14 protein-coding genes and 2 tRNA genes are annotated in these 24,718 nt (G+C 67.1%); 10 read left to right on the top strand and 6 right to left on the bottom strand.

Annotated features, from left to right (window positions below; genetic code table 11):
* Window positions 1-7: 7 nt before the first annotated feature.
* The 3 genes from TV39_RS03155 to TV39_RS03145 form a co-directional block, all read right to left on the bottom strand.
* Window positions 8-2,308, bottom strand: a complete 2,301-nt coding sequence (locus tag TV39_RS03155; RefSeq protein WP_043478286.1) for a carbon starvation CstA family protein — start codon at window positions 2,306-2,308, stop codon at window positions 8-10.
* A 151-nt stretch (window positions 2,309-2,459) separates the two neighbouring features.
* Window positions 2,460-2,999 carry a PadR family transcriptional regulator gene (locus TV39_RS03150; protein ID WP_043478283.1) on the bottom strand — a complete coding sequence of 180 codons (540 nt, stop codon included), beginning with the start codon at window positions 2,997-2,999 and terminating at the stop codon, window positions 2,460-2,462.
* 135 nt (window positions 3,000-3,134) lie between these two features.
* Window positions 3,135-4,118: an NAD(P)H-quinone oxidoreductase gene (locus TV39_RS03145; protein ID WP_043478280.1), complete on the bottom strand. Its 984-nt coding sequence runs from the start codon at window positions 4,116-4,118 to the stop codon at window positions 3,135-3,137.
* A 122-nt stretch (window positions 4,119-4,240) separates the two neighbouring features.
* Between TV39_RS03145 and TV39_RS03140 the strand changes: the two genes are divergently transcribed.
* From TV39_RS03140 to TV39_RS03130, 3 genes are all read left to right on the top strand, one after another.
* Window positions 4,241-4,328: transfer RNA gene (locus tag TV39_RS03140), tRNA-Ser, on the top strand.
* Window positions 4,329-4,496: 168 nt separating this feature from the next.
* Window positions 4,497-5,318 carry a VOC family protein gene (locus TV39_RS03135; protein WP_043478277.1) on the top strand — a complete coding sequence of 274 codons (822 nt, stop codon included), beginning with the start codon at window positions 4,497-4,499 and terminating at the stop codon, window positions 5,316-5,318.
* Between the two features lie 362 nt (window positions 5,319-5,680).
* A complete protein-coding gene (locus tag TV39_RS03130; RefSeq protein ID WP_043478274.1) occupies window positions 5,681-10,255 on the top strand; it encodes an ExeM/NucH family extracellular endonuclease in 4,575 nt (1,524 codons plus the stop codon).
* Window positions 10,256-10,441: 186 nt separating this feature from the next.
* Here the strand turns inward: TV39_RS03130 and TV39_RS03125 are convergent, their stop codons facing one another.
* Window positions 10,442-12,430 (bottom strand): FAD/NAD(P)-binding protein, encoded by a 1,989-nt coding sequence (locus TV39_RS03125; protein WP_043478271.1) that lies wholly within the window; start codon window positions 12,428-12,430, stop codon window positions 10,442-10,444.
* A gap of 60 nt (window positions 12,431-12,490) precedes the next feature.
* Between TV39_RS03125 and TV39_RS03120 the strand changes: the two genes are divergently transcribed.
* The 3 genes from TV39_RS03120 (at window position 12,491) to TV39_RS03110 (ending at window position 16,738) form a co-directional block, all read left to right on the top strand.
* Window positions 12,491-14,824, top strand: a complete 2,334-nt coding sequence (locus TV39_RS03120; RefSeq protein ID WP_043478268.1) for a prolyl oligopeptidase family serine peptidase — start codon at window positions 12,491-12,493, stop codon at window positions 14,822-14,824.
* A gap of 126 nt (window positions 14,825-14,950) precedes the next feature.
* Window positions 14,951-15,038 (top strand) — tRNA-Ser (locus TV39_RS03115).
* Between the two features lie 92 nt (window positions 15,039-15,130).
* Complete coding sequence (locus TV39_RS03110) at window positions 15,131-16,738, top strand: phytoene desaturase family protein (protein WP_043478265.1); 1,608 nt, start codon at window positions 15,131-15,133, stop codon at window positions 16,736-16,738.
* A gap of 30 nt (window positions 16,739-16,768) precedes the next feature.
* On the opposite strand, the gene TV39_RS03105 is transcribed toward TV39_RS03110, so the two are convergent.
* Together TV39_RS03105 and TV39_RS03100 are read right to left on the bottom strand one after the other, a co-directional pair.
* Window positions 16,769-18,214: an MFS transporter gene (locus TV39_RS03105; protein WP_043478261.1), complete on the bottom strand. Its 1,446-nt coding sequence runs from the start codon at window positions 18,212-18,214 to the stop codon at window positions 16,769-16,771.
* A 94-nt stretch (window positions 18,215-18,308) separates the two neighbouring features.
* Window positions 18,309-20,498, bottom strand: coding sequence for a RecQ family ATP-dependent DNA helicase (locus TV39_RS03100; RefSeq protein ID WP_043478258.1), 2,190 nt, complete (start codon window positions 20,496-20,498; stop codon window positions 18,309-18,311).
* Between the two features lie 197 nt (window positions 20,499-20,695).
* On the opposite strand from TV39_RS03100, the gene TV39_RS03095 reads away from it, so the two are divergent.
* The 4 genes from TV39_RS03095 (at window position 20,696) to TV39_RS03080 (ending at window position 24,420) form a co-directional block, all read left to right on the top strand.
* A complete protein-coding gene (locus TV39_RS03095; RefSeq protein WP_043478255.1) occupies window positions 20,696-22,114 on the top strand; it encodes a phosphomannomutase/phosphoglucomutase in 1,419 nt (472 codons plus the stop codon).
* Between the two features lie 9 nt (window positions 22,115-22,123).
* Window positions 22,124-22,594, top strand: a complete 471-nt coding sequence (locus tag TV39_RS03090) for a hypothetical protein (RefSeq protein ID WP_043478252.1) — start codon at window positions 22,124-22,126, stop codon at window positions 22,592-22,594.
* A 20-nt stretch (window positions 22,595-22,614) separates the two neighbouring features.
* Window positions 22,615-23,064: an RrF2 family transcriptional regulator gene (locus tag TV39_RS03085; protein ID WP_043478249.1), complete on the top strand. Its 450-nt coding sequence runs from the start codon at window positions 22,615-22,617 to the stop codon at window positions 23,062-23,064.
* Between the two features lie 195 nt (window positions 23,065-23,259).
* Window positions 23,260-24,420: a globin domain-containing protein gene (locus TV39_RS03080; RefSeq protein WP_043478246.1), complete on the top strand. Its 1,161-nt coding sequence runs from the start codon at window positions 23,260-23,262 to the stop codon at window positions 24,418-24,420.
* Window positions 24,421-24,718 lie beyond the last annotated feature (298 nt).

Raw genomic sequence — 24,718 nt, 5'->3', positions numbered from 1 at the left:
CTCCGCATCAGTGGTGTGCGGCCTTTTCAAGGCGCAGGTCGGCAGGAAGTTTGTTCCACTCCGCCACCAGTTCCCGCTCAGCAGGAGTGGGAATGAATCCCGCTGGGGCGTAGGCGCGGGAGGGCACAGCCGGGTCCTCGTGGTCGGCGTGGGCAACGCCGTTTCGTGCATCGCGGAACGCCTTTGCTGTGGCCACTATCGCCGTGATGATGACGATGATGCTCAGCACCACGAAGATGACCGACAGCCAGCCCTGGATCATGGTGTTGCGGACCACGGCCTCCATGGCCGCGACGCTCTTGGCCGTGCCAAATTCCGTCTTTCCGTCGGCCAGGGCCTTGGCGAAGGCTGCGTTGTTGGCGAAGTACCCCACGGCCGGAACCGGCGAGAAGATCTTCTGGAAGCTGGCGGTAATGGTGACGACCGCTGCGAAGGCAAGCGGAAGGGCCACGATCCAGAGGTACTTGAACGAGGCCCGCCTGGCGGCGATGGCCAGGCAGACGGACAGTGCGATGGCTGCGAGCAGCTGGTTGGCGATTCCAAACAGCGGGAACAGCGTGTTGATGCCGCCCAGCGGGTCAGTGACGCCCATCAGCAGCACAGCACCCCAGGCGCCCACCATGATGGCCGTGCAGAGCCAGGCTCCCGGACGCCATGAGTGTTCCTTGAACTTGGGGATGAGGTTACCGATGGAATCCTGCAGCATAAAGCGGGCCACGCGGGTGCCGGCGTCCACGGCGGTCAGGATGAACAGCGCCTCGAACATGATGGCGAAGTGGTACCAGAACGCCATCATCGCGGTGCCGCCGATGAACTGCTGCATGATGTGGGCGAGGCCCACAGCGAGCGTGGGTGCGCCGCCGGTGCGCGACACGATGCTTTCCTCGCCGACGTTCCTGGCGGTTTCCGTCAGGAGATCCGGAGTGATGTTCACCCCGGCAAGACCCAGGCTGTTGACCCAAGTGGCGGCAGTTTGCACGGTGCCGCCGGTCAGGGCTGCCGGGGAGTTCATGGCGAAGTACAGGCCGCGGTCGATGGAGATGGCTGCGACGAGGGCCATGATGGCCACGAAGGACTCCATCAGCATGCCGCCGTAGCCGATCAGGCGGGCCTGGCGTTCCTTTTCGATCAGCTTCGGGGTGGTGCCGGAGGAGATCAGCGCGTGGAAGCCGGATAGCGCCCCGCAGGCAATGGTGACGAACAGGAACGGGAAGAGCGCCCCGGGGAACACCGGCCCGTTCTCCCGGCTCGCAAATTCGCTGAAGGCCGGGACAGTGATTTCGGGGCGGACCACGATGATGGCCAGCGCCAGCATAACGATCACACCGATCTTCATGAACGTGGAGAGGTAGTCTCGCGGTGCCAGCAGAAGCCAGACCGGAAGGATGGCGGCGATGAAGCCGTACACGATCAGGCCCCAGGCGATGGTGACCTTGTCCAGGTGGAAGAACGCCGCGCCCCACTCGGTGCCGGCGACGGCGCCGCCGCCGATGATGGCGGCCATGAGCAGCACGAAGCCGATCAGGGACACTTCAAGGACCTTGCCGGGGCGGAGGTAGCGCAGGTACACGCCCATGAACAGGGCGATGGGGATGGTCATCCCCACGGAGAAGACACCCCAGGGGCTTTCGCCCAGCGCGTTCACGACGACGAGGGCCAGGATGGCCACGATGATCACCATGATGAGCAGGGTGGCAACCAGGGCGGCGGTTCCGCCGATCACACCGAGTTCCTCACGGGCCATCTGGCCAAGCGAGCGGCCGCCCCGGCGCATGGAGAAGAACAGGACGAGATAGTCCTGCACCGCTCCGGCCAATACGACGCCGATGATGATCCAGATAGTGCCGGGAAGGTACCCCATCTGGGCCGCAATGACGGGGCCCACCAGGGGACCGGCGCCTGCAATGGCCGCAAAGTGGTGCCCGAACAGGACGTTCCGGTCAGTCCGGACGTAGTCCTTGCCGTCAGCCTTGTACTCGGCAGGAGTGGCACGGCGGTCGTTCGGCCTGGTGATGTACCGTTCGATCACCTTGGAGTAGAAGCGGTAGCCGATCAGGTACGTGCAGACAGAGGCGAACACAAACCATATTGCGTTGACTGTTTCGCCGCGGACGATGGCCAGCATGAACCAGGCAACGCCGCCAAGCAGGGCGATGGCCGCCCAGATGGCAATTTTCGCAGGTGTCCATTTGCGCTCTTCGGCCTCCAGGACCGCCTCGTCCACCGATGTTGGCGGAAGCTTTGGATCCGGCACCAGCGCGTCCTCCGATAATGCTGTCCGCGCCTTGCCATCCGGCATTTTGCCCATGTCTCCTCCTCGAGAACCCCAGCTGAAATTGATCTCCCCTTCGCACCATACCAACGCCGGCGACGCACGGATACTGCTTTGGGATGGAGGGCCCTGTATGCCTCGCCGAACGGTCGGACGGCAGCGTTGAGTGGCAGGAAACGGGGGTCGGCTAGGGGTTGACCCGGGAATTCAGCTGCGCCATCCGCGCTTCGCAGAGGTCCAGCCACCGGACTTCGGCTTCGGTCTGGAAGATCAGCGAATCCAGCACAAGCAGCCAGGCGACGTCCGCCCCGCGCTGGCTGGCAGAGGCGTCCCGACGGGACTTGGTGTAGTCCTGCAGCGCCTTCATGGACGCGACGCGCTGGGCCTGGATGACGGCTGCAACATCGACGCCGGGAATGGTCACGGCGAGGGCGAGCTTGATGGCGAGTTCGTTCCGGGGAGGGTTGCCGCGGCCCACCGGGGCCTGGAACCAGCCCGTGACTTCGCTCCGGCCAGCGTCGGTGATGCTGTAGATGACGTGTCCCTCGCCGTCGCCGCCGTCTTTCCTAACGAGCCCATCCCGTTCCAGCCGGTCCAGCGTGGTGTAGACCTGCCCGATGTTCAGCGGCCAGGCCGAGCCGGTGCGGTCCTCGAACTCAACCCTCAACTGGTAGCCGTAACGGGGCTTGTCCTGGAGCAGGGCGAGGAGACTATGGCGAATGGACATGCTGCCCCCTGATGTCGCAAAGACGACGGCATACACGCGCCCCCAAGACGCGTGCATACCGCGTATGGAATTACAGTAGCGTGATTTACCCGCGGGGGCAATACCGGGTATTCATTCGCGGCTCCGGGTGGCCGGCTACATCACCAGCAGGACCTTACCCACGTGGTCGCCGGAGTCGAAGTATTCGTGGGCCGCGCGCACCTGGTCCAGCGGGAAGGTCTTGGCCACCAGCGGCCGGATGCGCCCGTCGGACAGGAGCGGCCACACCGCCTCCCGGACGGCATTCATAATTACGCCCTTCTCTGCCACCGGACGCGGACGCAACGCCGTGCCAATGATGGCGGCCCGCTTGCTGAGGAGCTTGCCCAGGTCCAGTTCGGCCTTGGTGCCGCCCTGGAGGCCGATCACAATCAGACGGCCGTAGTCCGCCAGGGCGTCAACATTCTGCTGGAGATATTTGGCACCCACCACGTCGAGGATGACGTCGGCACCGTGCCCGCTGTTTTGGGCCCGGAGGGCTTCGGGAAAATCCTCTTCGGTGTAATTGATGGCGATGTCCGCACCGAGGAAGGCCTTGGCCGTACCAACCTTCTCCGCCGTTCCGGCTGTAGTGGCCACTGTGGCACCGAAGGCCTTGGCGAGCTGGATGGCCATGGTGCCGATGCCGCCGGTGGCGCCATGGATCAGCACCGTCTCACCCGGCTGGAGCTGCGCCGTCATGATCAAATTCGAGTAGACGGTGGCCGCCACTTCAGGGAGGGAGGCCGCGGTAACCAGGTCCACGCCGTCGGGAATTCTCAGTACCTGTTCGGCCGGGACGGCCACCTGCTGGGCGTAGCCGCCGCCCGCAAGCAGTGCCACCACCCTGTCCCCAACGGAAAACGGCTTGGACACGTCGGGCCCGAAGCCCGCTATCCGGCCGGAAACTTCCAGGCCAAGGATCTCCGACGCTCCGGGCGGCGGAGGGTAGAAGCCCCGGCGCTGCTGGACATCGGCGCGGTTGAGGCCTGCGGCGACGACGTCGATCAGCACCTCGCCGGGCCCGGGAACCGGCGCCGGGACCTCGCGCACCTCGAGCACCTCTGGCCCGCCGGCCTTGCTCACGTAGACGGCCTTCATGGTGAACTCCCGATTCCTAGCTACTTCCTGCCACAAAAATAGTGCGCAGCGGCAGCGCCTGCCCGCAAACGCTCCGGTCGGTTTTTGTCGCAGCCAACTGCCTATGAAACACTACTCGGTAAGGAAGGTTGTCCGAGCGGCCGAAGGAGCTGGTCTTGAAAACCAGTGTGCGGTAACCCCGTACCAAGAGTTCGAATCTCTTACCTTCCGCGAAGAAAGCCCCGGGTCTGAAGCATCAGGACCCGGGGCTTTTCCGTTAAGGGGACGTTTGGACCGGGACCATTGAAAGTGTCGGCGCTCCGAAATAGTGTCTGGTTTGTCTGCACCGACCAAGCCACCCCGCGGTCCCGTCTGCCGCGGATACCGACAGGAGCCACCATGCCCAGCCCTGACATCACTCCCGGCGCACCCTGCTGGATCGACCTCATGACCTCTGACACCGACAAGGCACGGCAGTTCTACGGCGAACTGTTCGGCTGGGAATTCCAGGCGGGCGACCAGGAGAAGTACGGCGGCTACATCACCGCCACGAAGAACGGCCAGTCGGTGGCCGGCCTCATGCAGAAGGACGACAGCCAGGCCGGGATGCCTGACGCCTGGTCCACCTACCTGCGTTCCGATGACGCCGCCGCCACGGCGGCCGCCGTCACCGAGCATGGCGGCCAGGTCTACATGCCCCCGATGGACGTACCGGAACAGGGGGTCATGGCCATCTTCGGCGATGCCACCGGCGCGGCCATCGGCGTCTGGCAGCCGCGTGAAATGACCGGTTACCAGCTCGTGGCCGAGCCCGGCGCACCGGCGTGGCACGAGCTTCACACCAAGGACTACCCTGCCGCTGTCAAGTTCTACGAGGACGTCTTCGGCTGGGACACCGCCGTCATGAGCGACACTCCCGAGTTCCGCTACACCACCCTGGGGGCCGGGGACGCGGCGAAGGCGGGCATCATGGATGCCTCGGCCTACCTGCCGGCCGACGTTCCGTCCAACTGGCAGGTCTACTTCGCCGTGGAGGACGCCGACGCCTCCATAGAAAAGGCCGTCAGCCTGGGCGGGCAGGTGATCGACGGACCGGACGACACCCCGTTCGGCCGGCTGGCAACCCTTGCCGACCCCACCGGAGCGTTGTTCAAGGTTGTGGCCGACACCGGGCAGGGAGCCGCAGATCCGGCACATTCAGGAGATACCACCGGGGCCTGAAACGCCCCCGCGTTTCATTTAAGTAAATTGATATAAGAAATACCGGCCAGCTGCTCCCATCGGAGCTACTGGCCGGTATTCTTTTGGCATGTCCGGCGCATGGGGTGGGCCGGCATACGCAAAAAAACAAAAACACTGTTGCCGGGACTGGGCCGATGCCGCCCCGTGGCTGGCCGTAAACGTTTCGCTGGGGGACGTCTCGCAGAATGCACGCTGAATCAACCGCACGTTCATTCGACTCTGTTTTGCTGTGCCGGAAACTACTTGACCAGGAGTAAAGTCCGGGCCCTTTGTCCGTGCCACAAAGCCGGACACATTCCACTGAGCCCTTACCCGGGGCACCCTCATGAGAGTTAGAGCGGATGAAACGCACACCATGGAAGATTGCGCTGGGAACGGCGGTGTCAGCGGTGCTCATTGCGGCTCCGCTGGCCGCCGTTCCCGCGTTTGCAGTGGAGGTCTCACCGGCCACTGCGGGCACGTCACCGGTCGTCATCAACGAGGCTTACCTCAGTGGCGGCAGCTCCGGAGCGGCCTATAAGAACAAATTCGTAGAGCTGTACAACGCGTCTGATGCGCCGGTGGCCCTGGACGGCTGGTCCCTGCAGTACCGCTCCGCCACGGGCACGACCGCGCCGAGCAGCACGGCTCCGCTCGCCGGTACGATCCCGGCCAAGGGGTATTACCTGCTCAAGGGCGGCAGCAACGGCACCGTCGGCCTGGATCTTCCCGCCGCCGATGTGACCGCCACCGGATTCAACCCGGGGGGCGCGGGCGGCACGATCGTCCTGGCCAAGCAGACCGCGGCCCTAAACACGCTGGCCACCGGCTCGGTAATCGAGCCTGCCAACGTTGCGGACCTGCTGGGCTACGGCACCTCCAACACGTTCGAGACCAAGGCCGCCACCGCCCCGGGAAGCAACACCGACGTCAGGAGCCTGAACCGCAGCGGCGGCGTGGACAGCAACAACAACTCTGCCGACTTCACGCTCAACGCCGCCATCACGCCCAAGGCCGCCAACGGCGCAGCCGAGCCCGCACCGGTTGACCCGGTGCCCGTCACCCCCTCGGAGCTGAAGAGCATTGCCGAGATCCAGGGCGCCGGCGCGGCCAGCCCGTTCGCCGGCACCGCCGTCACCACCCGCGGCAAGGTGACCGCGGCCTTCCCGACCGGCGGCTTTAGCGGCTTCTACCTCCAGACCCCGGGAACCGGCGGTGACCTGACGCCGGCCAACCACACGGCGTCGGACGCCATCTTCGTCTACTCCCCCGCAACGGTGGGCTCCGTCTCGATTGGCGACTACGTCGAAATCACCGGAACCGTGGCCGAGTTCTATGGGATGACCCAGGTGAACGTGGCTGATGCTGCCGGCCTGAAGAAGCTTGATGAGGCCGCCCCGGAAGTGAAGTCCACCGGCTTCACCCTCCCGGCGGACGAAGCCTTCCGCGAATCCCTCGAAGGCATGCTGCTGACGCCGCAGGGACCGGTGACGGTCACCGACAACTACTCCCTAAACCAGTACGGCGAAATCGGCCTGGCAGGCGGCACCACTACGCTGGAGCAGCCCACCGCCGTCGCCCCGTACGGCTCCGCCGAATACACGGCAACCGTGGCGGCCAATGCCGCCCGCGGCATTAAGCTCGACGACGGCGCCACCACCAACTTCCTCAAGGACGCCACCACCAAGGCGCAGGTACTGCCGTACCTGACCACCGCGGATCCCGTCCGCGTGGGCGCCCCCGTGGCGTTCCAGACCGACGTGGTGCTCAGCTACGCCAACAACTCCTGGAAGTTCCAGCCGCTGACCCACCTGACTCCTGAAAACGCCGGCATCATCCAGCCGGCAATCTTCGGCGCCACCCGCGCCGAGGCCCCCGCCGCCGTCGGAGGCACCCTGAAGATTGCCTCCTTCAACGTGCTGAACTACTTCCCCACCACGGGTGACATGCTGGCGGGCTGCACCTTCTACACCGACCGCGACGGCAACCCCGTCACCGTCCGCGGCGGCTGCGACGCCCGCGGTGCAGCCAACGCCGAAAACCTGAAGCGCCAGCAGGACAAGATCGTGGCGGCCATCGGCAAGTCCGGTGCCGACGTCGTGTCCCTGATGGAAGTTGAGAATTCGGCGCAGTTCGGCAAGGACCGCGACGACGCCCTGGCCAAGCTGGTAGAGGCCCTGAACATTCCCACGCCGGGGATCTGGGACTACGTCCGCACACCCGCCAACGCTCCCCCGCCGGCAGACGAGGACATGATCCGCACCGCGTTCATCTACAAGAAGGCTGCTGCGGAGCCGGTGGGCGAATCCATCATCCACAACGACACGGTGGCCTTCGCCAGCGCCCGCAAGCCGCTGGCCCAGGTGTTCAAGCCGGTTGGCGCGTCCGATGACAAGAAGTTCATCGCCATCGCCAACCACTTCAAGTCCAAGGGCTCGGCTGCAACTCCTGAAGACACCGACAAGGGCCAGGGTGCCTCGAACCTCGCCCGCACCGAGCAGGCCAAGTCGCTGCTCGCATTTTCGAGCGACCTGCAGGCATCCAAGGGCACCGACAAGGTCTTCCTGATGGGCGACTTCAACGCCTACGCCAAGGAAGACCCCATCAACGTCCTCACGGCCGCCGGCTACATCAACCAGGACGAGAAGGCCCGGAACGCGGACGGATCAGCCAAGCACTCCTACCTGTTCGGCGGCCTGACGGGTTCCCTGGACCACGTCCTCGCCTCGCCGGGTGCGGACTCGGTGGTCACCGGCGCCGACATCTGGAACATCAACTCCGTGGAGTCCGTGGCGCTGGAGTACAGCCGGTATAACAACAATGTGACCAACTACTATGCGCCGGACCAGTTCCGGGCCAGCGACCACGACCCCGTGGTGGTGGGCCTCGACTTGCCGGCCGCACCGGTCCTGCCGCCGAGCGTTGACCTGAACTTCCTGGGCATCAACGACTTCCACGGACGCATCGACTCCAACTCGGTCCTGTTCGCCGCCACCATCGAAAAGCTCCGCGAGGCTGCTGCCCCCGGCGCCACCGCCTTCCTGTCCGCAGGCGACAACATCGGAGCCTCGCTGTTCGCGTCCGCCGTCGCCAAGGACCAGCCCACCATCGACGTGCTGAACGCCCTGGAGCTGCGCACGTCCGCCGTGGGCAACCACGAGTTCGACGGCGGCTGGGCGGACCTGCGCGACCGCGTCATCGCCGGCGGCAGCAATGCCACGTTCCCGTACCTCGGGGCCAACGTCTACAAGAAAGGCACCACGGAACCGGCCCTGCCTGAATACACGGTGCTGGATTTGAACGGCGTCAAGGTGGCCGTGATCGGCACGGTCACCCAGGAAGTGCCGTCACTGGTCACCCCGGCAGGCATCACCGAGCTTGAGTTCGGCGATCCGGTTGACGCGATCAACCGCGTCGCCGCGAAGATCACCGCGGACAAGCTCGCCGACGTCATCATCGTGGAAGACCACGACGGCGCCGGTTCCGGTACGCCCGAGGGCGCCACTCTGGAACAGGAAGTCACTGCCGGCGGCCCCTTCGCCAAACTGGTCAACGAAACCTCCCCCGAGGTGGACGCCATCTTCACCGGGCACACCCACAAGCAGTATGCCTGGGATGCTCCGGTGCTGGATGCCAGCGGCCAGCCGACCGGCAAGACACGCCCCATCGTCCAGACCGGCAGCTACGGCGAGTTCATCGGCCAGATTCAGCTGACCGTCGACACCGCGACCATGCAGGTCACGGGCTACAAGGCCGGCAACGTCAAGCGCACCGTGCCCACCACCACGGAAACGGCCGCTGACCTCGTGGCCAAGTACCCGCGTGTGGCAGCAGTCAAGACGATTGTGGACGAGGCGTTGGCAGAGGCCGCGGTGGTCGGGAACCAGCCGGTCGGAAAGGTCACTGCCGATATCACCACCGCCTTCACACCCGCCACGGCAACCAGCCCGGCATCCCGTGACGACCGCGCGAACGAATCCACCCTGGGCAACCTCGTGGCGGATTCACTCGTGGACACCCTCGGGGCACCGGACCTCGGCGCCGCCGAAATCGGCGTCGTAAACCCCGGCGGATTGCGCAACGAGCTGTACTACGCGCCGGACGGAACCATCACCTACGCGGAGGCTAACGCCGTGCTTCCGTTCGTGAACAACCTCTGGACCACGTCCCTGACTGGGGCCCAGTTCAAAACACTCCTGGAACAGCAGTGGCAGACCAACCCGGACGGCACGGTCCCGAGCCGCGCCTACCAGCAGCTGGGGTTGTCCAAGAACGTCAACTACACCTACGACGCCGCCCGCGCCGCAGGTGACCGCATCACGTCCATCCGGGTCAACGGCTCACTCATCGACCCGGCCAAGTCCTACCGGATCGGCACCTTCAGCTTCCTGGCAACCGGCGGCGACAACTTCCGGATCTTCACGGAAGGAACCGGCACCAAGGACTCTGGCCTCGTGGACCGGGACGCCTGGATCAAGTACCTGCAGGGGCACAACCCGGTATCGCCGGACTTTGCCCGCCGCACCGTGGCTGTCGTGAACACCACGGCCGCCGAGGTCAAGGCCGGGGACTCCATCAGGCTGGCGGTCTCCAAGCTGGACCTCACATCCCTGGGCAGCCCGGTCAACACCTCGCTGGCCGCTTCCTTCACCGATGCAGCGGGTACCGTGACGCAGCTCGGCAGCATCCCGGCGTCCGGCGGAGCAGCGGCAGTGGACGTGAAGGTCCCGGCCGGCGCAGCTGCCGGCGCCGGCACCCTGGTGCTCACCGCTGCCGAGTCCGGGACCGTGGTCAAGACCGCAGTCCAGGTTGCCGACAGCGGCCCGGTACCGCCGGTCTGCACAGCACCGGTGAAGCCGGAGCGGCCTGCGGACCTCGTGGGCCAGGCCAACTACGGAACCGCAATGGCCGCCTACCGCAAGTGCCTGAAGGGCTAGTTTCCCCGCCTGACAGCAAATGAACGTGCCCCGCCCCGGGGCCGGGACCCCTCGGACTCCCGGCCCCGGACGCGGGGCACGTTTCGTTTGGCTGAGACGCCCTCTCACTACCGGCCGGTCTCCCTGCAACGCTCTATCACTGCGTCGAAGAAAGTGAGAGAGCGTCCGGGGCGGTCCGGGCCGGGGTCAGAGGCCGAGGATGTGGCGGGCTATCTCGTCGGCGTCGCGGAGGGTCCGCTGGCCGCTGCTGTACACCGGCCCGTTCAGGGGACGCGCCTCGGCGGCGATGGCCGTGCCCCACTGCGCTGCGGATAGCTGCAGGCCCAGCACATACAGCCCCTCGGTGACGGATCCGTTGGCGCCCACCGGCCGGTACGGGTGCGGGCTGACATCCAGCCCTGACGTCTCCACCGGGGCGCCCTCCACCGTCATCATCATCCGGGGCCGCACCATGCCGTCGGCCAGGAGCTGCTCCAGCACCGGCGACACGTTGACGGAAACCCTGTTGGCGGGCGCAAGGGCCTCGATCATGGCGCGGGCGCGGACCACACCGTCCCGCACCCACGGGGATGTCGCCGTAAACGTCCCGGCGGAGCGGTCGAGCGAAAACTTCGGATCCGGTCCCACAAAACCCACCACCCCGGCCCGGGCGAGCGCCGCGAGCTGCTCCGCCCGGATTGCCGGCGGGCCGCTGGCCAGCCCCTCGACGAACGATTCAAACCAGCCTCGCAGGCCGGCGACCCAGGACTCGTCGGTGATGCCGCCGTCGGCCACCGCCGTCTTCAGTACCGCCCTGCCGTGGTGCAGGGCCCCGATGGTCATCTTCACGGGATCGTCCTCCCCCAGCGCCGAGCGCCGGGCGTCATCAAGCAGGTATTCGACGACGGCGGCGTCCACTTCCGCCTGTGAGGCGAAGCTGCGGCCGGCCAGGGGTGCCGCCAGGCCCGGCAGGTTCAGGCGCTGGTCCGGCTCAACATGCCGCGCAACCAGGGCGTCCGCTTCGGCTTCCCAGTGGGACACGCTGTGGGCGTGCGGCCGCATCGCCTCCTGCAGCAGCGCCAGGAACGCTTCGGGCTCGGTGACGGCGTCCGGGCGGGTACGGGCGAGGGTGGAGTAGTAGGCCCAGAGCGCGTCGCGCTGCAGGAGGGGCCAGAGGTCGTGATCGAAGCCGGGTGTGATTCCGGCAGCGGCGAACCGTCCGACGGCGGCTTCGGTGCAGTACCGCAGCGTCACCCCGGACGGGTAATACCCCGCCAGGTTGGCCTTGGCACGGTAAGGGGTCCCGCGCCGGGAGGCCGCAACAATCAGCGGCTCGTCACCGGACGGGATGTACTCCAGTCCGGCCCTGCCCTGCCCTGGAACCGCACCCGCAGTGCCATCGTCCTCCGTTGCCACGAACTTTCCGCCGCGGCCTTCGGTCAGCTGGCCCATGACGTCGAAAAAATTCAGGCCCATGCCGCGGACCAGCACCGGCTGGCCGGCCGGCACCATTGACCAGTCGACGTCGGCCGGTACCGCGGGGGGCAGGTACAGCAGCCCCAACTGGCCGGCGCCCGACTGCAGGTCGCGCTGCTCGGCGTTGAGCCGGGAGTCCAGGTGCCCCAGGGCAAGCACCACGGCACCTGCGGTGAGCGGTCCGCCCTCCTCAAGTTCGACGTCGAACGTTCCGTTCCCTGCCGGCCGGACGGCGGTGGCGGCGGTGCGGTGGAACTGCACGGTGACGCCCTCAGGAAGGTGCGCGAGCAGCTGGTCCAGGGTGGAACTGAGGTAACGGCCGTACAGGGCGCGGCTGGGAAAATCCCGGGATCCAAGGACGGAAAGTTCCGCCTGCTCGTCCTCCGTCAGCGAAGAGTCCGGACTGTCCTGCTGCGCTCCGCGCCACTGGTCGAAGGTGCCACCGGCCACCGGTTCGGCCAGTTCAGGGTCTTCGGGAATGACCGTGGGATAGAACGACTGCGTGTTCATCAGGTACAGCCGGGACTGGCCGGGCTGCCACACGTGGCCCGGTCCGGCCGGGTAGGGATCCACCACGTCGACATGGAGCGTGGCGGCGTCTCCGGGCCCGGAAGCGGAGGGGTTTTTGAGCCGCCAGTTGGCGAGGAGCCGCTCCAGGACACTGGTGCCGCGGGGTCCGGCCCCTAGTAGTACCGTCCGGATGCTTTGCGATGTGCCCACACCCTCCAGAGTATCTGCATGTGACTTGCTAGCTGCGCGCCGATGCTGTTTCGTAGGGCCATGACCACCACAGCAGCTGATCAACCGCCCGTCTCGGGCGCCCCTTCCCCCGCCGGGAAAGCGCCCGAACCGACCGACGAGAATATCTGGCTTGAGGAGATCTACGGCGAGGAGCCGCTGGCCTGGGTCCGCGAACAGAACGCCCGAACCGAGGACCTGCTCGAAGACGCCGACTACGAGAGGCTCGAAAGCCGCATCCTGGAGGTGCTGGATTCAACGGACAAGATCGCCATGGTGGGCAAGCACGGCGACTGGTACTACAACTTCTGGCGGGACGGGCAGAACCCCAAGGGGCTGTGGCGCAGGACGTCGTGGGAGAGCTACCGGAGCGGGGAGCCCGAGTGGGATGTCGTCCTCGACGTCGACGCGCTGGCCGCTGCCGAAGGCGAAGAGTGGGTCTTCCACGGCGCCAATTTCCTCCGCCCCGCTCCCGGCGAACCGCACCGGCTGGCGCTGCTTGCCCTCTCCCCCGACGGCGGCGACGCCAACCGCTACCGGGAGTTCGACGTCGAGACCCGGACGTTCGTGGACCCGGCGTCGGGCGGGTTCGACCTGCCCACGGCCAAGGGCAATGCGTCCTGGCTGGACCGTGACACGCTGCTGGTGTCCACCACCGCCGACGGCATGCCCAAGACCTCTTCGTCCTACGCGCGCACGGCCGTCAAGCTGGCCCGCGGAGGGTCGCTTCCGGAGGCTGAACGGATCTTCGAAATCCCCGAAGACCACATGATGGCGCTGGTGGCCCATGACTCCACTCCGGGGTACGAGCGGACCTTCGCGATGGACTGGATCAGCTTCTTCAACAAGAGCACGTCCGTGCTGCGTGACGGGCAGTGGGTGGCCATCGACGCCCCCACCGACGTGAACCTGAGCGTGCACCGTGAGTGGCTGCTGTTCCGGCCGCAGGGCGACTGGGCCGTCGACGGCACGACGTACCCCGCCGGCTCGCTGCTCGCCGCGAAGTTCGAGGACTACCTTGCCGGCAGCCGCGAACTCGCCGTCCTGTTCACCCCGGATGCGCACACGTCGCTGCAGTCCTGGAGCTGGACCCGGAACTTCCTCCTTTTGAACCTCCTGCGGGATGTGTCCTCGGAGATCCGCGTCCTTGATCCGGAGCGGACGGGGAGCGGGAGCGGGCGTGAGTCAGCCTGGGCATCCAGCCTCCTGGACGCGTGCCCGCCGCTGCACGACGTCAACGCCTTCGCCGTTGACGACGAGGACGACAGCGTCGAGGTTGACGAGGAGCACGACGACGACGGTAGTGGCGGCAACGTGCCCGTCCCGGAAGGCGAGGCGCCCGGCGCGGGAAACGACTTTTGGCTTGTTGCCACCGGCTTCACCACGCCGAGCACCCTCACCCGGGGTACGCTGCGCCGCAGCGGCGACGGCGATGTGGTGAGCACCCACGAGGTGGTCCGCACCTCGCCGTCCTACTTTGACGAGGCGGCGTACGAGGTCCAGCAGCACTTCGCGGTGTCGGACGACGGTACCCGGGTCCCGTACTTCCAGGTGGCAGCCAAGGACCTGGTGCTCGACGGACAGAACCCCACGCAGCTGTCCGGCTACGGCGGCTTTGAAGTTTCCCGCACTCCCGCTTACAGCGGTGCGATCGGCCGCGCCTGGCTGGAGCGCAGGACGGACGCGCCGGCCGCAGGCGCAGCCACCGCAGGCCAGGGCGCCGCCGGTGAGAGCGGAGACGCCCCGGCCCATAGCCGCGGCGGCGTGTACGTGGTGGCAAACATCCGCGGTGGCGGCGAATACGGCCCCTCGTGGCACCGGGCCGCGCTGCAGGAAAAACGGCACCGCGCGTTTGAGGACTTCGCCGCGGTGGCCAGGGACCTCATCTCGCGGGGAGTCACGTCCAGGGAACGCCTCGGCTGCGTGGGAGGCTCCAACGGAGGCCTCCTGGTGGGCAACATGCTGACCCGCTATCCGGAACTCTTCGGTGCCGTGTCCTGCGGAGTGCCGCTGCTGGACATGCGCCGCTACACCAAGCTGTCCGCAGGTTACTCCTGGATCGCCGAATACGGGGACCCGGACGTGGCCGAGGACTGGGAGTTTATCCGGACGTTCTCGCCCTACCATCTGCTCCGCGACGGCGTTGACTACCCCGAAACGTTCATCTGGACAGCGACCTCAGATGACCGGGTGGGTCCCGTGCAGGCACGCAAGATGGCTGCGCGCATGCAGGCCATGGGCATCCCCAATGTCTGGTTCCACGAGGCCCTGGAGGGCGGACACGCCGGCGCTTCCGACAACCGGCAGGCGGCAGCACTCCAGAGCCGCAGCCAGCATTTCCTGTGGCGTTCCCTGGCTGGCCGCTCCGGCAGCTAGCTCGGCCGTATTCGCCTGCGGCGGCCCCCTGCCAGGCCTGTTCGGGGCGGCATTCCTCACGGTGTGGGGCCGTTTTGCACTGTATGGCCCGTTCTGCGTATCCTTGGTGGGCTAGGAATAGCAATTGGAGACGTGCCAGAGCGGCCGAATGGGCTTCACTGCTAATGAAGTGTGGGGCACAACTCCACCGGGGGTTCAAATCCCCCCGTCTCCGCGTTTGGCCCCGGTCCTCGGACCGGGGCCTTTTGCGTTTCTTCGGCAGCTTGGTGTCCGGCTGCGCGCCGACCCGGGTGGCAGGATGGGCCCATGGCGGGCAGCAGCAATCATGACGTAGTAATTGTCGGTGGCGGACACAACGGTCTGGCGGCTGCGGCCTATCTGGCCAAGGCAGGCCGGGACGTGCTGCTGCTGGAAAAGCTTGACCACGCCGGCGGCGCGGCCGTATCCGCCCAGGCGTTCAACGGCGTGGACGCCCGGCTGTCGCGATACTCCTATCTGGTGAGCCTGCTGCCGCAGGAAATCATTGACGACCTGGGGCTGCGCATCCGGCTGGCCCGCCGCCGCTACTCCTCGTACACGCCGGACCCGGCCAGCCCCGGCCGCGGCCTCCTGATCGACAACGGGGACGCGGCGGCCACGGCGGCGTCCTTTGCTTCAGTAGGTGCACCGCCCACCGAGGCCGCGGCCTTTGAACGGTTCTATGCAGAGTGCCGAAAGCTCACCGGTGCGCTGTGGCCCACCATGACGTTGCCGCTGCCCACCCGTTCCGAGGCCAGGCAACTCGCTGAGGCTGCCGGCGCTGGCGAAGTGTGGGAATCGGTGACCGAACGGCCCGTCGGCGAAGCCATCACCCGCGGGCTGCACAGCGACCTGGTGCGCGGCGTGGTGCTGACGGATGCCCTGATCGGCACGTTTGCCCGGGCGGGCAGCGCGGACCTGCAGCAGAACATCTGCTTCCTGTACCACCTCCTGGGCGGCGGAACCGGCGACTGGGACGTACCCATCGGCGGTATGGGTGCCGTCTCCGGTGAACTGGAGCGGGCCGCCCGTGAGGCCGGCGCCACCATCCTGACGTCCGCCGAGGTCACGGGCATCCGGCCCGGCTGCTCGGTGGGCTACCGCCACGAGGGCCTGGAACGTTCCGCATCCGCTGACTGGGTGCTGTCCAACGTCGCGCCCGCAGTCCTGGACAGGCTGCGGGTTCTGGACAGGCTGCGCGGCGCCGGGGCGGGCGAGGCCTGGAACCCCAACCACCGGCGCGAGGGCTCCCAGGTCAAGGTGAACCTCCTGCTGAAACGCCTTCCGCGGTTACTGGACCGCAGCGTCAGCCCGGAGGCGGCTTTCGGCGGCACCTTCCACATCAACGAGACCTGGACCCAGCTGGACGACGCCTACCTGGCAGCCGAACAGGGAACGGTTCCGGACCCGCTGCCCTGCGAAATCTACTGCCATTCGCTGACCGATCCCAGCATCCTCTCACCGGAACTGCAGGCTTCCGGCGCCCACACCCTGACCGTCTTCGGACTGCATGTGCCGGACAGGCTCATCACTGCGGAGAACAACGAGGCCATGCGGGCGCGGCTGCAGGCCGCCGTCGTGAAGTCCCTCAACTCGGTGCTGGGGGAGCCCATCGAGGACCTGCTGCTGACCGGTGCCGGCGGGACCCCGTGCATTGAAACGAAAACCACGCTGGATATCCAGCGCGCCGTGGGCATGCCGCGCGGCAACATCTTCCACGGCGGACTCGACTGGCCTTTTGCGGAGGACGATGACCCGCTGGACACACCCGCCCGGCGCTGGGGCGTGGCCACCGACGATCCCCGGATCCTGCTGTGCGGCTCCGGAGCGCGGCGCGGCGGGGCGGTGAGCGCCATAGGCGGCCACAATGCTGCCATGGCGGTGCTGGAGTCCTAGGTGCCACGGGGGCCCGGACGGCCCGGCGCGCTAGGGGTTTGCGGCCTTCGGCGCCGCCGAACGCCCGCGGCTGACCTCGGCGCCCGCCTGCCGGTGCAGGGCCAGGCTGTCAGCGGCGCTGAGCAGCATCAGCACTGTGATGGCCAGGAATGCCCCGCGGTAGGGCGCAACGGGGTCGGCGCCGAAAGCACCGGGGGCGGCGAAGAGCCGGAGGAACAGGGCGCCGATGGCTATGCCCGCACCGGCCGCCAGCTGGACGAGGGTGGCCGAAATCGCGTTGGCGGACGGCAACTGCGCCGGCACGATGTCGGCGTACTGGATCGAGGCGTAGGCCGAAAAACCAATGGAGCGGAAGGCGCCGCTGCAGACCAGCAGTGCGAAGATCAGCGGTTCCGGGGTTCCGGCGTCCAGCAGGGCGCACAAGGCAAAAGTGGCAGCCGAGGCAAGCGAGGCGAACACGAGGACGGGCTTGAAGCCGAACCTGCGGATGAGCGGCGTGGTTGCCGGTTTGATGCCGATGTTGCCGATGAAGACCGCCGCCACCATGGCGCCGGCGTGCAGCGGATCCCAGCCAAAACCGTCCTGGAACATCAGTGGCAGCAGGAAGGGAACCGCGCTGATGGTCAGGCGGTACACGAACCCGCCGGTGGATGTTGCCCGGAACGTCCGGGTGCCAAAGACATTCAACTGGAAGAGCGGGTTGCTGGTGCGCCGCAGCCACAGAACCGCACCGGCGATGGATACGAAACCGGCGGTCACGCTGATCGCCCCGAAGGGCCCGGAGGGGTGCGCCGTGGCCAGTTCGAGCCCCACCACAAGCGCGCCCACGCCGGCCGTTGTCAGCACCAGCCCCACCCAGTCAAGGCGCCGGGAATGGTCCCCGGCACCCTGGGGAACAAGGCGAAGCGCTGCTATGAACGCGGCCAGGCCCAACGGAACGTTGATCAGGAAGATCCAGTGCCACGACAGGAACGTGGTCAGCGCTCCGCCCACCAGCGGCGCAAGGACCGGAGCCAGCAGTCCGGGCCACACAAGGTAGGCCGTGGCCCGGAGCAGGTCCTCCTTCGGTGTCCTGCGCAGCACCACCAGCGTCCCGACCGGCACCATCATCGCGCCGCCCGCGCCCTGCAGGACGCGGCTGACCGTGAGCATCGTGAGGTCCTGGCTCAGCGCGCACAGCAGGGAGGCAATCGTGAAAACGGCGATGGCGGCGCAGAAGACGCGGCGGGCACCCACGCGCTCCGCGAGCCACCCGCTGACCGGAATGCCCATGGCCACCGTCATGAGGTACGCCGTCATGGTGATGTTGACGTCCGCCGGAGCCACGGCGAAATCTCCCGCGATGCTGGGGATGGCCGTGGTCAGCACCGTGCCGTCCAGGAATTCCATAAAGAAGGTGGCAGCCACCAGCAGGGCCAGACGGGGCTGCCATTCCTGCCGGACCGTCGAAGCGGCGCTGCTCTGGGATTCGCTCATGGCTCCTGGCCTGGACTCATTCGCCGATCCTATAGGCGTGCCAGGCGCGGTGCCAGAATAAGTCCGCCCCTTACGCGGAGGCGCCGCAGGGTCCTTATCCCGCCTGTCCCAGTACGAGGGGAAGCACGGCTCCGGCCCCGGCGCGGCGCAGCGCCCGGCCGGCCACTGTCATCGTCCAGCGGCTGTCCGTGAGATCGTCCACGAGCATGATGCTCTGCCCCTGGATGCCGGCCATGGCAGCTTCCAGCTCCGGCCCCACCACCAGCCGGTCCCACACTCCGGCCAGCCGGTAGGCACTGTTGCCTCCACGCCCGCCGGTGGGTCCGCCGTGCTCCAGCTGCAGCTGGCCCAGGTACGGTATGCGGCCAATGCCGGAAATGCCTCGCGCCAGGGAATCGACCAGGGCGGGCTTGCTGCGAGACGGGATGCTGACAATAGCTGCAGGCCGCCCGGCCCCGCTCCAGCCGGGTGTTCGCCCGTTTCCGGTGCCCCATTCGCGGAGCACCTGCACGCAGGCCTGGAGCATGGCGGGATCCACCTCGCGGTCGGCGCCACCGGAAGCGAAGATTTCCCGCAGCGCGCCGCCCCAGCCAAGGTCGGTCAGGCGGGCCAGCACCCGTCCTTCGGCGAGGCTTTCATCCGGCTTGATCTTGCCCTTGACGGGCACGCCGAGCCGGTCCATGCCGCTGGGCCACTGCAGCCGCGGTTCCAGTGCCACGCCGGCGCGGCTGAGCGTCTGCCCGGCTGCCTCCGTGGCCGAAGAAGAGATGTCCGCCGGAAACCATCGTCCGGCGCAGTTGTCGCAGCGGCCGCAGGCACGGGCTGTTTCATCGTCGAGGACCGAGGTAATATACTCCATCCGGCAGCCTGCCGTGTCCTGGTAGATGACCATGGAATCCTGCTCGTCCACTCGGGCCTCGGCAATGCGGGTGTACCGCTCGGCGTCGTAGGTCCAGGGCTGGCCGGTGGAGCGCCAGCCGCCGCCCACCCGTTCTACCGCGCCGTCCACCGACAGGACCTTGAGCAGCAGTTCCAGCGGTGTGCGGCGCAGGTCCACGCGGGCCTCGAGGGCCACAGTGGACACGGCGGTGCCGGCCTCGGCCAGCGCGGTCAGGACTGCGGCTGCCTTTTCCTCCGACGGCATGGAGGCCGTGGCAAAGTACTGCCAGATGTCACGGTCCTCGGAACCGGGCAGCAGCAGGACGTCCGCGTTGGCCGCGCCACGCCCGGCACGTCCCACCTGCTGGTAGTACGCCACGGGCGATGACGGGGCCCCGAGGTGCACCACGAAGCCCAGGTCGGGTTTATCGAAGCCCATGCCCAGCGCCGAGGTGGCCACCAGCGCCTTGACCTGGTTGTCCTTGAGCAGCTGTTCCGCGCGCTCCCGGTCCGCGGGGTCCGTCCTGCCGGTGTAGGCGAGGACCTCATGGCCGGCCTCGGCGAGCAGCCGCGCGGTGTCCTCGGCGGCGGACACTGTCAGGGTGTAGATGATGCCGCTGCCGGGCAGGTCCGCCAGATGGGTCAGCAGCCAGCCCAGCCGGTCGCGGGAGTCCTGCAGGCGCAGCACGCCGAGCCGGAGCGATTCACGGCCCAGGGCCCCGCGGATGGTCAGCACGCCGTCGCCCAACTGTTCCTCGATGTCGTGGACCACGCGGGAGTTGGCGGTGGCGGTGGTGGCCAGCACCGGCACGGTGTCCGGCAGCTGGGTGATGAGGTCCGCGATGCGCCGGTAGTCGGGACGGAAGTCATGGCCCCAGTCGGAGATGCAGTGTGCCTCGTCAATCACCAGGAGACCGGTGCGGCGGATCAGCTCCGGAAGCTGGTTCTCCCGGAAGGACGGGTTGGTGAGCCGTTCCGGGGATACGAGCAGCACGTCCACCTCGTCCGCGGCCAGCTGCTCGCGGACCGTGTCCCACTCGAGCTGGTTGGCGGAGTTGATGGCAACGGCGCGCACGCCCGCCCTGGCGGCTGCCGCCACCTGATCCCGCATCAGCGCCAGCAGCGGCGAGACGATCAGTGTGGGGCCGGCACCGCGGCGCCGGAGGAGCAGCGATGCCACAAAGTAGACGGCGGACTTTCCCCAGCCGGTCCGCTGGACCACCAGGGCGCGGCGGCCGCCGTCGACCAGTGCCTCAATGGCCTCGAACTGGCCGTCATGGAAACTGGCCTCCCGATGCCCCACCAGCTCCCGCAGCACCTCCAAAGCCTGGTGGTGGGTCCCCTTTTCACCCGCGGGGAGGTCAGCGGTAGCGGAAAGGACAGCAGCATTCTGGTTATTGACCATTGATTCAGTATCCCAGCCCCCTCTGACAGCCGCGAAGCCTTGAGCCCGGCCATGTGGATGACCGCCCGGACAGCCGGGCTCCCCGCGCCCGGGCTCCCCGCGCCCGGGCTCCCTGCCGCCGCAGCCCTGCCCGGCGCGCCCACGTAACGCAACCACTCCTCCACAGCCGTTTGGCGCTTCCACGTAAGATGGAACGCGTGACTAGCGACCAGACAAAGACTTTTGACCTTTCGGCATCGTTCAAGGCCTACGACGTTCGTGGCATTGTGGGCGAGTCCATTACCGCCGAAATCGTCGAAGCCGTAGGCGCCGCATTCGTGGACGTCCTGAAGCTCGAGGGCCAGACCGTCCTGGTGGGCGGTGACATGCGCCCTTCCTCCCCCGAGTTCAGCAAGGCATTCGCCAACGGCGCCGCCACCCGCGGAGCCAACGTCCAGCTGCTGGACCTCATTTCCACGGACGAGCTCTACTACGCCTGCGGTGCGCTCAACGCGGCCGGCGCAACGTTCACTGCCAGCCACAATCCCGCCGAGTACAACGGCATCAAGATGTCCAAGGCCGGCGCCCAGCCCATCTCGTCGGAATCGGGCCTGAAGGAAATCCAGGCCCGCGCGGAGGACTACCTCCACGCCGGATCCATCCCGGCCGCCGGCACGCGCGGCCTCATCGGAGTCCACGATGTCCTGAAGGACTATGCCGAATACCTCCGCACGCTGGTGGACCTCGGGGGCTCACGCCCGCTGAAGGTGGTTGTCGACGCCGGCAACGGCATGGCCGGCCTGACCACCCCCGCAGTTCTCGGCGATGCCCTCCTGCCCAAGCTGCCGCTGGACATCGTCCCCCTCTACTTCGAGCTGGACGGTTCTTTCCCGAACCACCCGGCCAACCCCCTCGAGCCGGAAAACCTGCTGGACCTGCAGGCCGCCGTCGTCGAACACGGTGCGGACATCGGGCTGGCGTTCGACGGCGACGCCGACCGCTGCTTCGTCGTCGACGAGAAGGGCAACCCGGTGTCGCCGTCGGCTATCACCGCTATGGTGGCCCGCCGCGAGATCGCCCGCGCCAAAGCGCAGGGCGAGGAAACACCCACCATCATCCACAACCTGCTGACCTCCAAGGCCGTCCCGGAACTTGTGGCGCACGACGGCGGCCGCGCGGTACGCACGCGCGTCGGCCACTCGTTCATCAAGGCCGAGATGGCCGAAGAGGGCGCCGTCTTCGGCGGCGAGCACTCAGCGCACTTCTACTTCCGCGATTTCTGGAATGCAGACACCGGCATGCTGGCCGCAATGCATGTCCTGGCCGCCCTTGGCGAACAGGACCGCCCGTTGTCCGAACTCGGCCACGAGTACGAGCCGTACGTCTCTTCCGGGGAAATCAACTCCGAAATTGAAGACAAGGCGGGCGCGGTGGAGCGGGTCCGCGCAGATTTTGCCGGCGAAGACGTGGATATCGACCTGCTGGACGGCAGCACCTTCACGGCCCGCGACGGCAGCTGGTGGTTCAACCTGCGTCCTTCCAACACCGAGCCGTTCCTCCGCCTGAACGCCGAAGCCACGGACCGGGCCACCATGGAACGCATCCGCGACCGCGTGCTGGCCCTGGTCAACGGCTAGGCTGCCCGCATGACTGAACTCTCCGGAACGTCCTGGCGGGACTCGGTGCCGGAAGCAACGGCTACGGACCTCGAGAACCTGCTGGGCACCGGCGTCGGCGCTGCCCAGGAGCAGCTCGGGCGCAACGGCGGCTTCCTGCCCTTCGCCCTGGTGGTGGAGAACGACGGCGAGGTGCGCCTCGTCGCCGTCACCCCGGCTGACGCTGAAGACGGCTCGGAGGGCGGCTTCGATGCCGACGCGATGATCAGGGACCTCACCGAGCTGCTCCGGCAGAACCGGGACGACTTCCGTGCCGCCGCCGTGGTCTGCGACATCACCCTGCTGGAAGAGGACACGGACGCCATACATGTCGCGGCCGAGCACCGTGACGGATCCGTTTTCGCAGCCGTGCTGCCGTACGAACCCAATGCCGAGTCCCATGAATGGGAGTTCGGGCAGCTGGCAGCTGATTCCAACGAGCCCTCCATCTGGGTGGACTAGACCTCCAGTGGGTTGCTGACATGAAGATCAATGCCTTCGCTGATGTGAGCCTGCGCGCCATGATGGTGCTGGCGGCCGCACCCGACGGCAACCTCCTCACCACGCAGAGCATCGCCGACGCCGTCGGCACCCCCTACAACCATGTCAGCAAGGCGATGGCCAGGCTCCGCGAACTCGGCGTGATCGACGTCGAACGGGGCCGCAACGGCGGATCCCGGCTCAACGAGGCCGGCCGCCGGGCCACCGTGGGCCAGCTCCTGCGGCAGCTGAACACCCGCACCGATCCGGCCGACTGCCATTCCCCGAATGGCGACTGCCCGCTCATCAACGAGTGCCGGCTCCGCGGCGCCCTTGCGCGGGCGCGGGAAGCCTTTTACCGGGAGCTCGACGACATCGTGGTGTCCACCCTTCCGGGTTCCCGCCAGATGGAGCCGGTCTTCCAGGCGATCGGACTCCGGCCCGGGCTCTAAGTCCGCGCGCCCGGATTCCCCGGGCGTCCCGGCCGCGGATTCCCTGCGAAATTCCGCCACCACCGGAGGCCTGGCACCCCGATTTGGAAATCTTTTCTACGACGTGTAGAACTTAGGTACAAATACTCGTATTTCAAATACACGTATTGATCGCGGTCCGGCCGAAGACCCCGGGCCCTTACCTCAGGAGTACACATGCTCTCGGACAAATCCCGCCCCGTCATCGAGGCCACCCTCCCGCTGGTCGGTTCCCGGATCGGCGAAATCACCCCCAAGTTCTACGCCCGCCTCTTTGGCGCCCACCCGGAACTGCTGGACGGACTGTTCAGCCGCTCCAACCAGCGGTCGGGCAACCAGCAGCAGGCCCTGGCCGGAAGCATCGCGGCTTTCGCCACCCACCTGGTGAACAACCCCGGCACCCTGCCGGAGACCGTGCTCTCCCGGATCGCCCACAAGCACGCTTCCCTGGGGATCACCGAACCCCAGTACCAGGTTGTCTATGAGCACCTCTTCGCAGCCATTGCAGAGGATCTGGCCGAGGTCATCACGCCGGAGATCGCGGAAGCGTGGACCGAGGTCTACTGGCTCATGGCCGACGCTCTCATCAAGATCGAAAAGGGTCTCTACGCCGTCCAGGCCAACGACAAGATGTGGACCCCGTGGCGCGTTGCCGCCAAGACACCGGCCGGCACCGGCGCCATGACCTTCACCCTGGAGCCCGCCGACGACACTCCCATCACCCCCGCCCTCCCGGGCCAGTACGTCAGCGTCAAGGTCCAGCTCCCGGACGGCCTGCGCCAGGTGCGCCAGTACTCCCTCTCCGACGACGCCGGCACCAGCCGCACCTTCACCACCAAGCTGGACGACGGCGGAGAGGTGTCCCCGGTGCTGCACAACGGCGTCGAAGTGGGCGACATCCTGGAGATCTCCAACCCATACGGCGAAATCACGCTCAAGGAGGGCGACGGTCCCGTGGTCCTGGCCTCCGCCGGCATCGGCTGCACCCCCACCGCCTCCATCCTCCGGTCCCTCGCCGAGGCCGGATCCGATCGCAGGGTTCTGGTGCTCCACGCGGAAAGCACGCTGGACAGCTGGGCGCTGCGCGGGCAGATGACGGACGACGTCGAACGCCTCGAGGGTGCCGACCTCCAGCTCTGGCTGGAAGAACCGCAGGCCGGTGCCAACGCCGGCTTCATGTCACTGCGCGAGGTGGACCTGCCCGCCAACGCGTCGCTGTACCTCTGCGGGCCGCTTCCGTTCATGAAGCACATCCGCAACGAAGCCATCAACGCCGGCATCCCCGCCACCAAGATCCACTACGAAGTCTTCGGCCCGGATATCTGGCTCGCCAGCTGACCTCCAGCCGACCGCAGAAGCGCGAACGGACACTTAAGCCCCGGGGCTCAAGTGTCCGTTCGCGCTTCGGGCGGCTCAAGTGTCCGTTCGCGTCTCGGAGGGCTTTAAGTGTCCGTTCGCGCAACGTACGACGGCGGCGCCGCACCTTTTCGAAAAGTGCGGCGCCGCCGTCGTTAATGCCTGTTACCAGCTCGTCTGCTAGTGCTCAGCCATGCGTTCCTTCTAAGCTCTGAAGCCCATCCGGTCACTCGAAGACACGGCGGACCTTGCCTGGGTGATGGAGCCGCGGGGTGCGGCA

The organism is Arthrobacter sp. SPG23, from assembly GCF_000876655.1.
In the GTDB taxonomy this organism is placed as follows: Bacteria; Actinomycetota; Actinomycetes; order Actinomycetales; family Micrococcaceae; genus Arthrobacter.
This window is presented reverse-complemented; position numbering and strand designations above follow the sequence as displayed.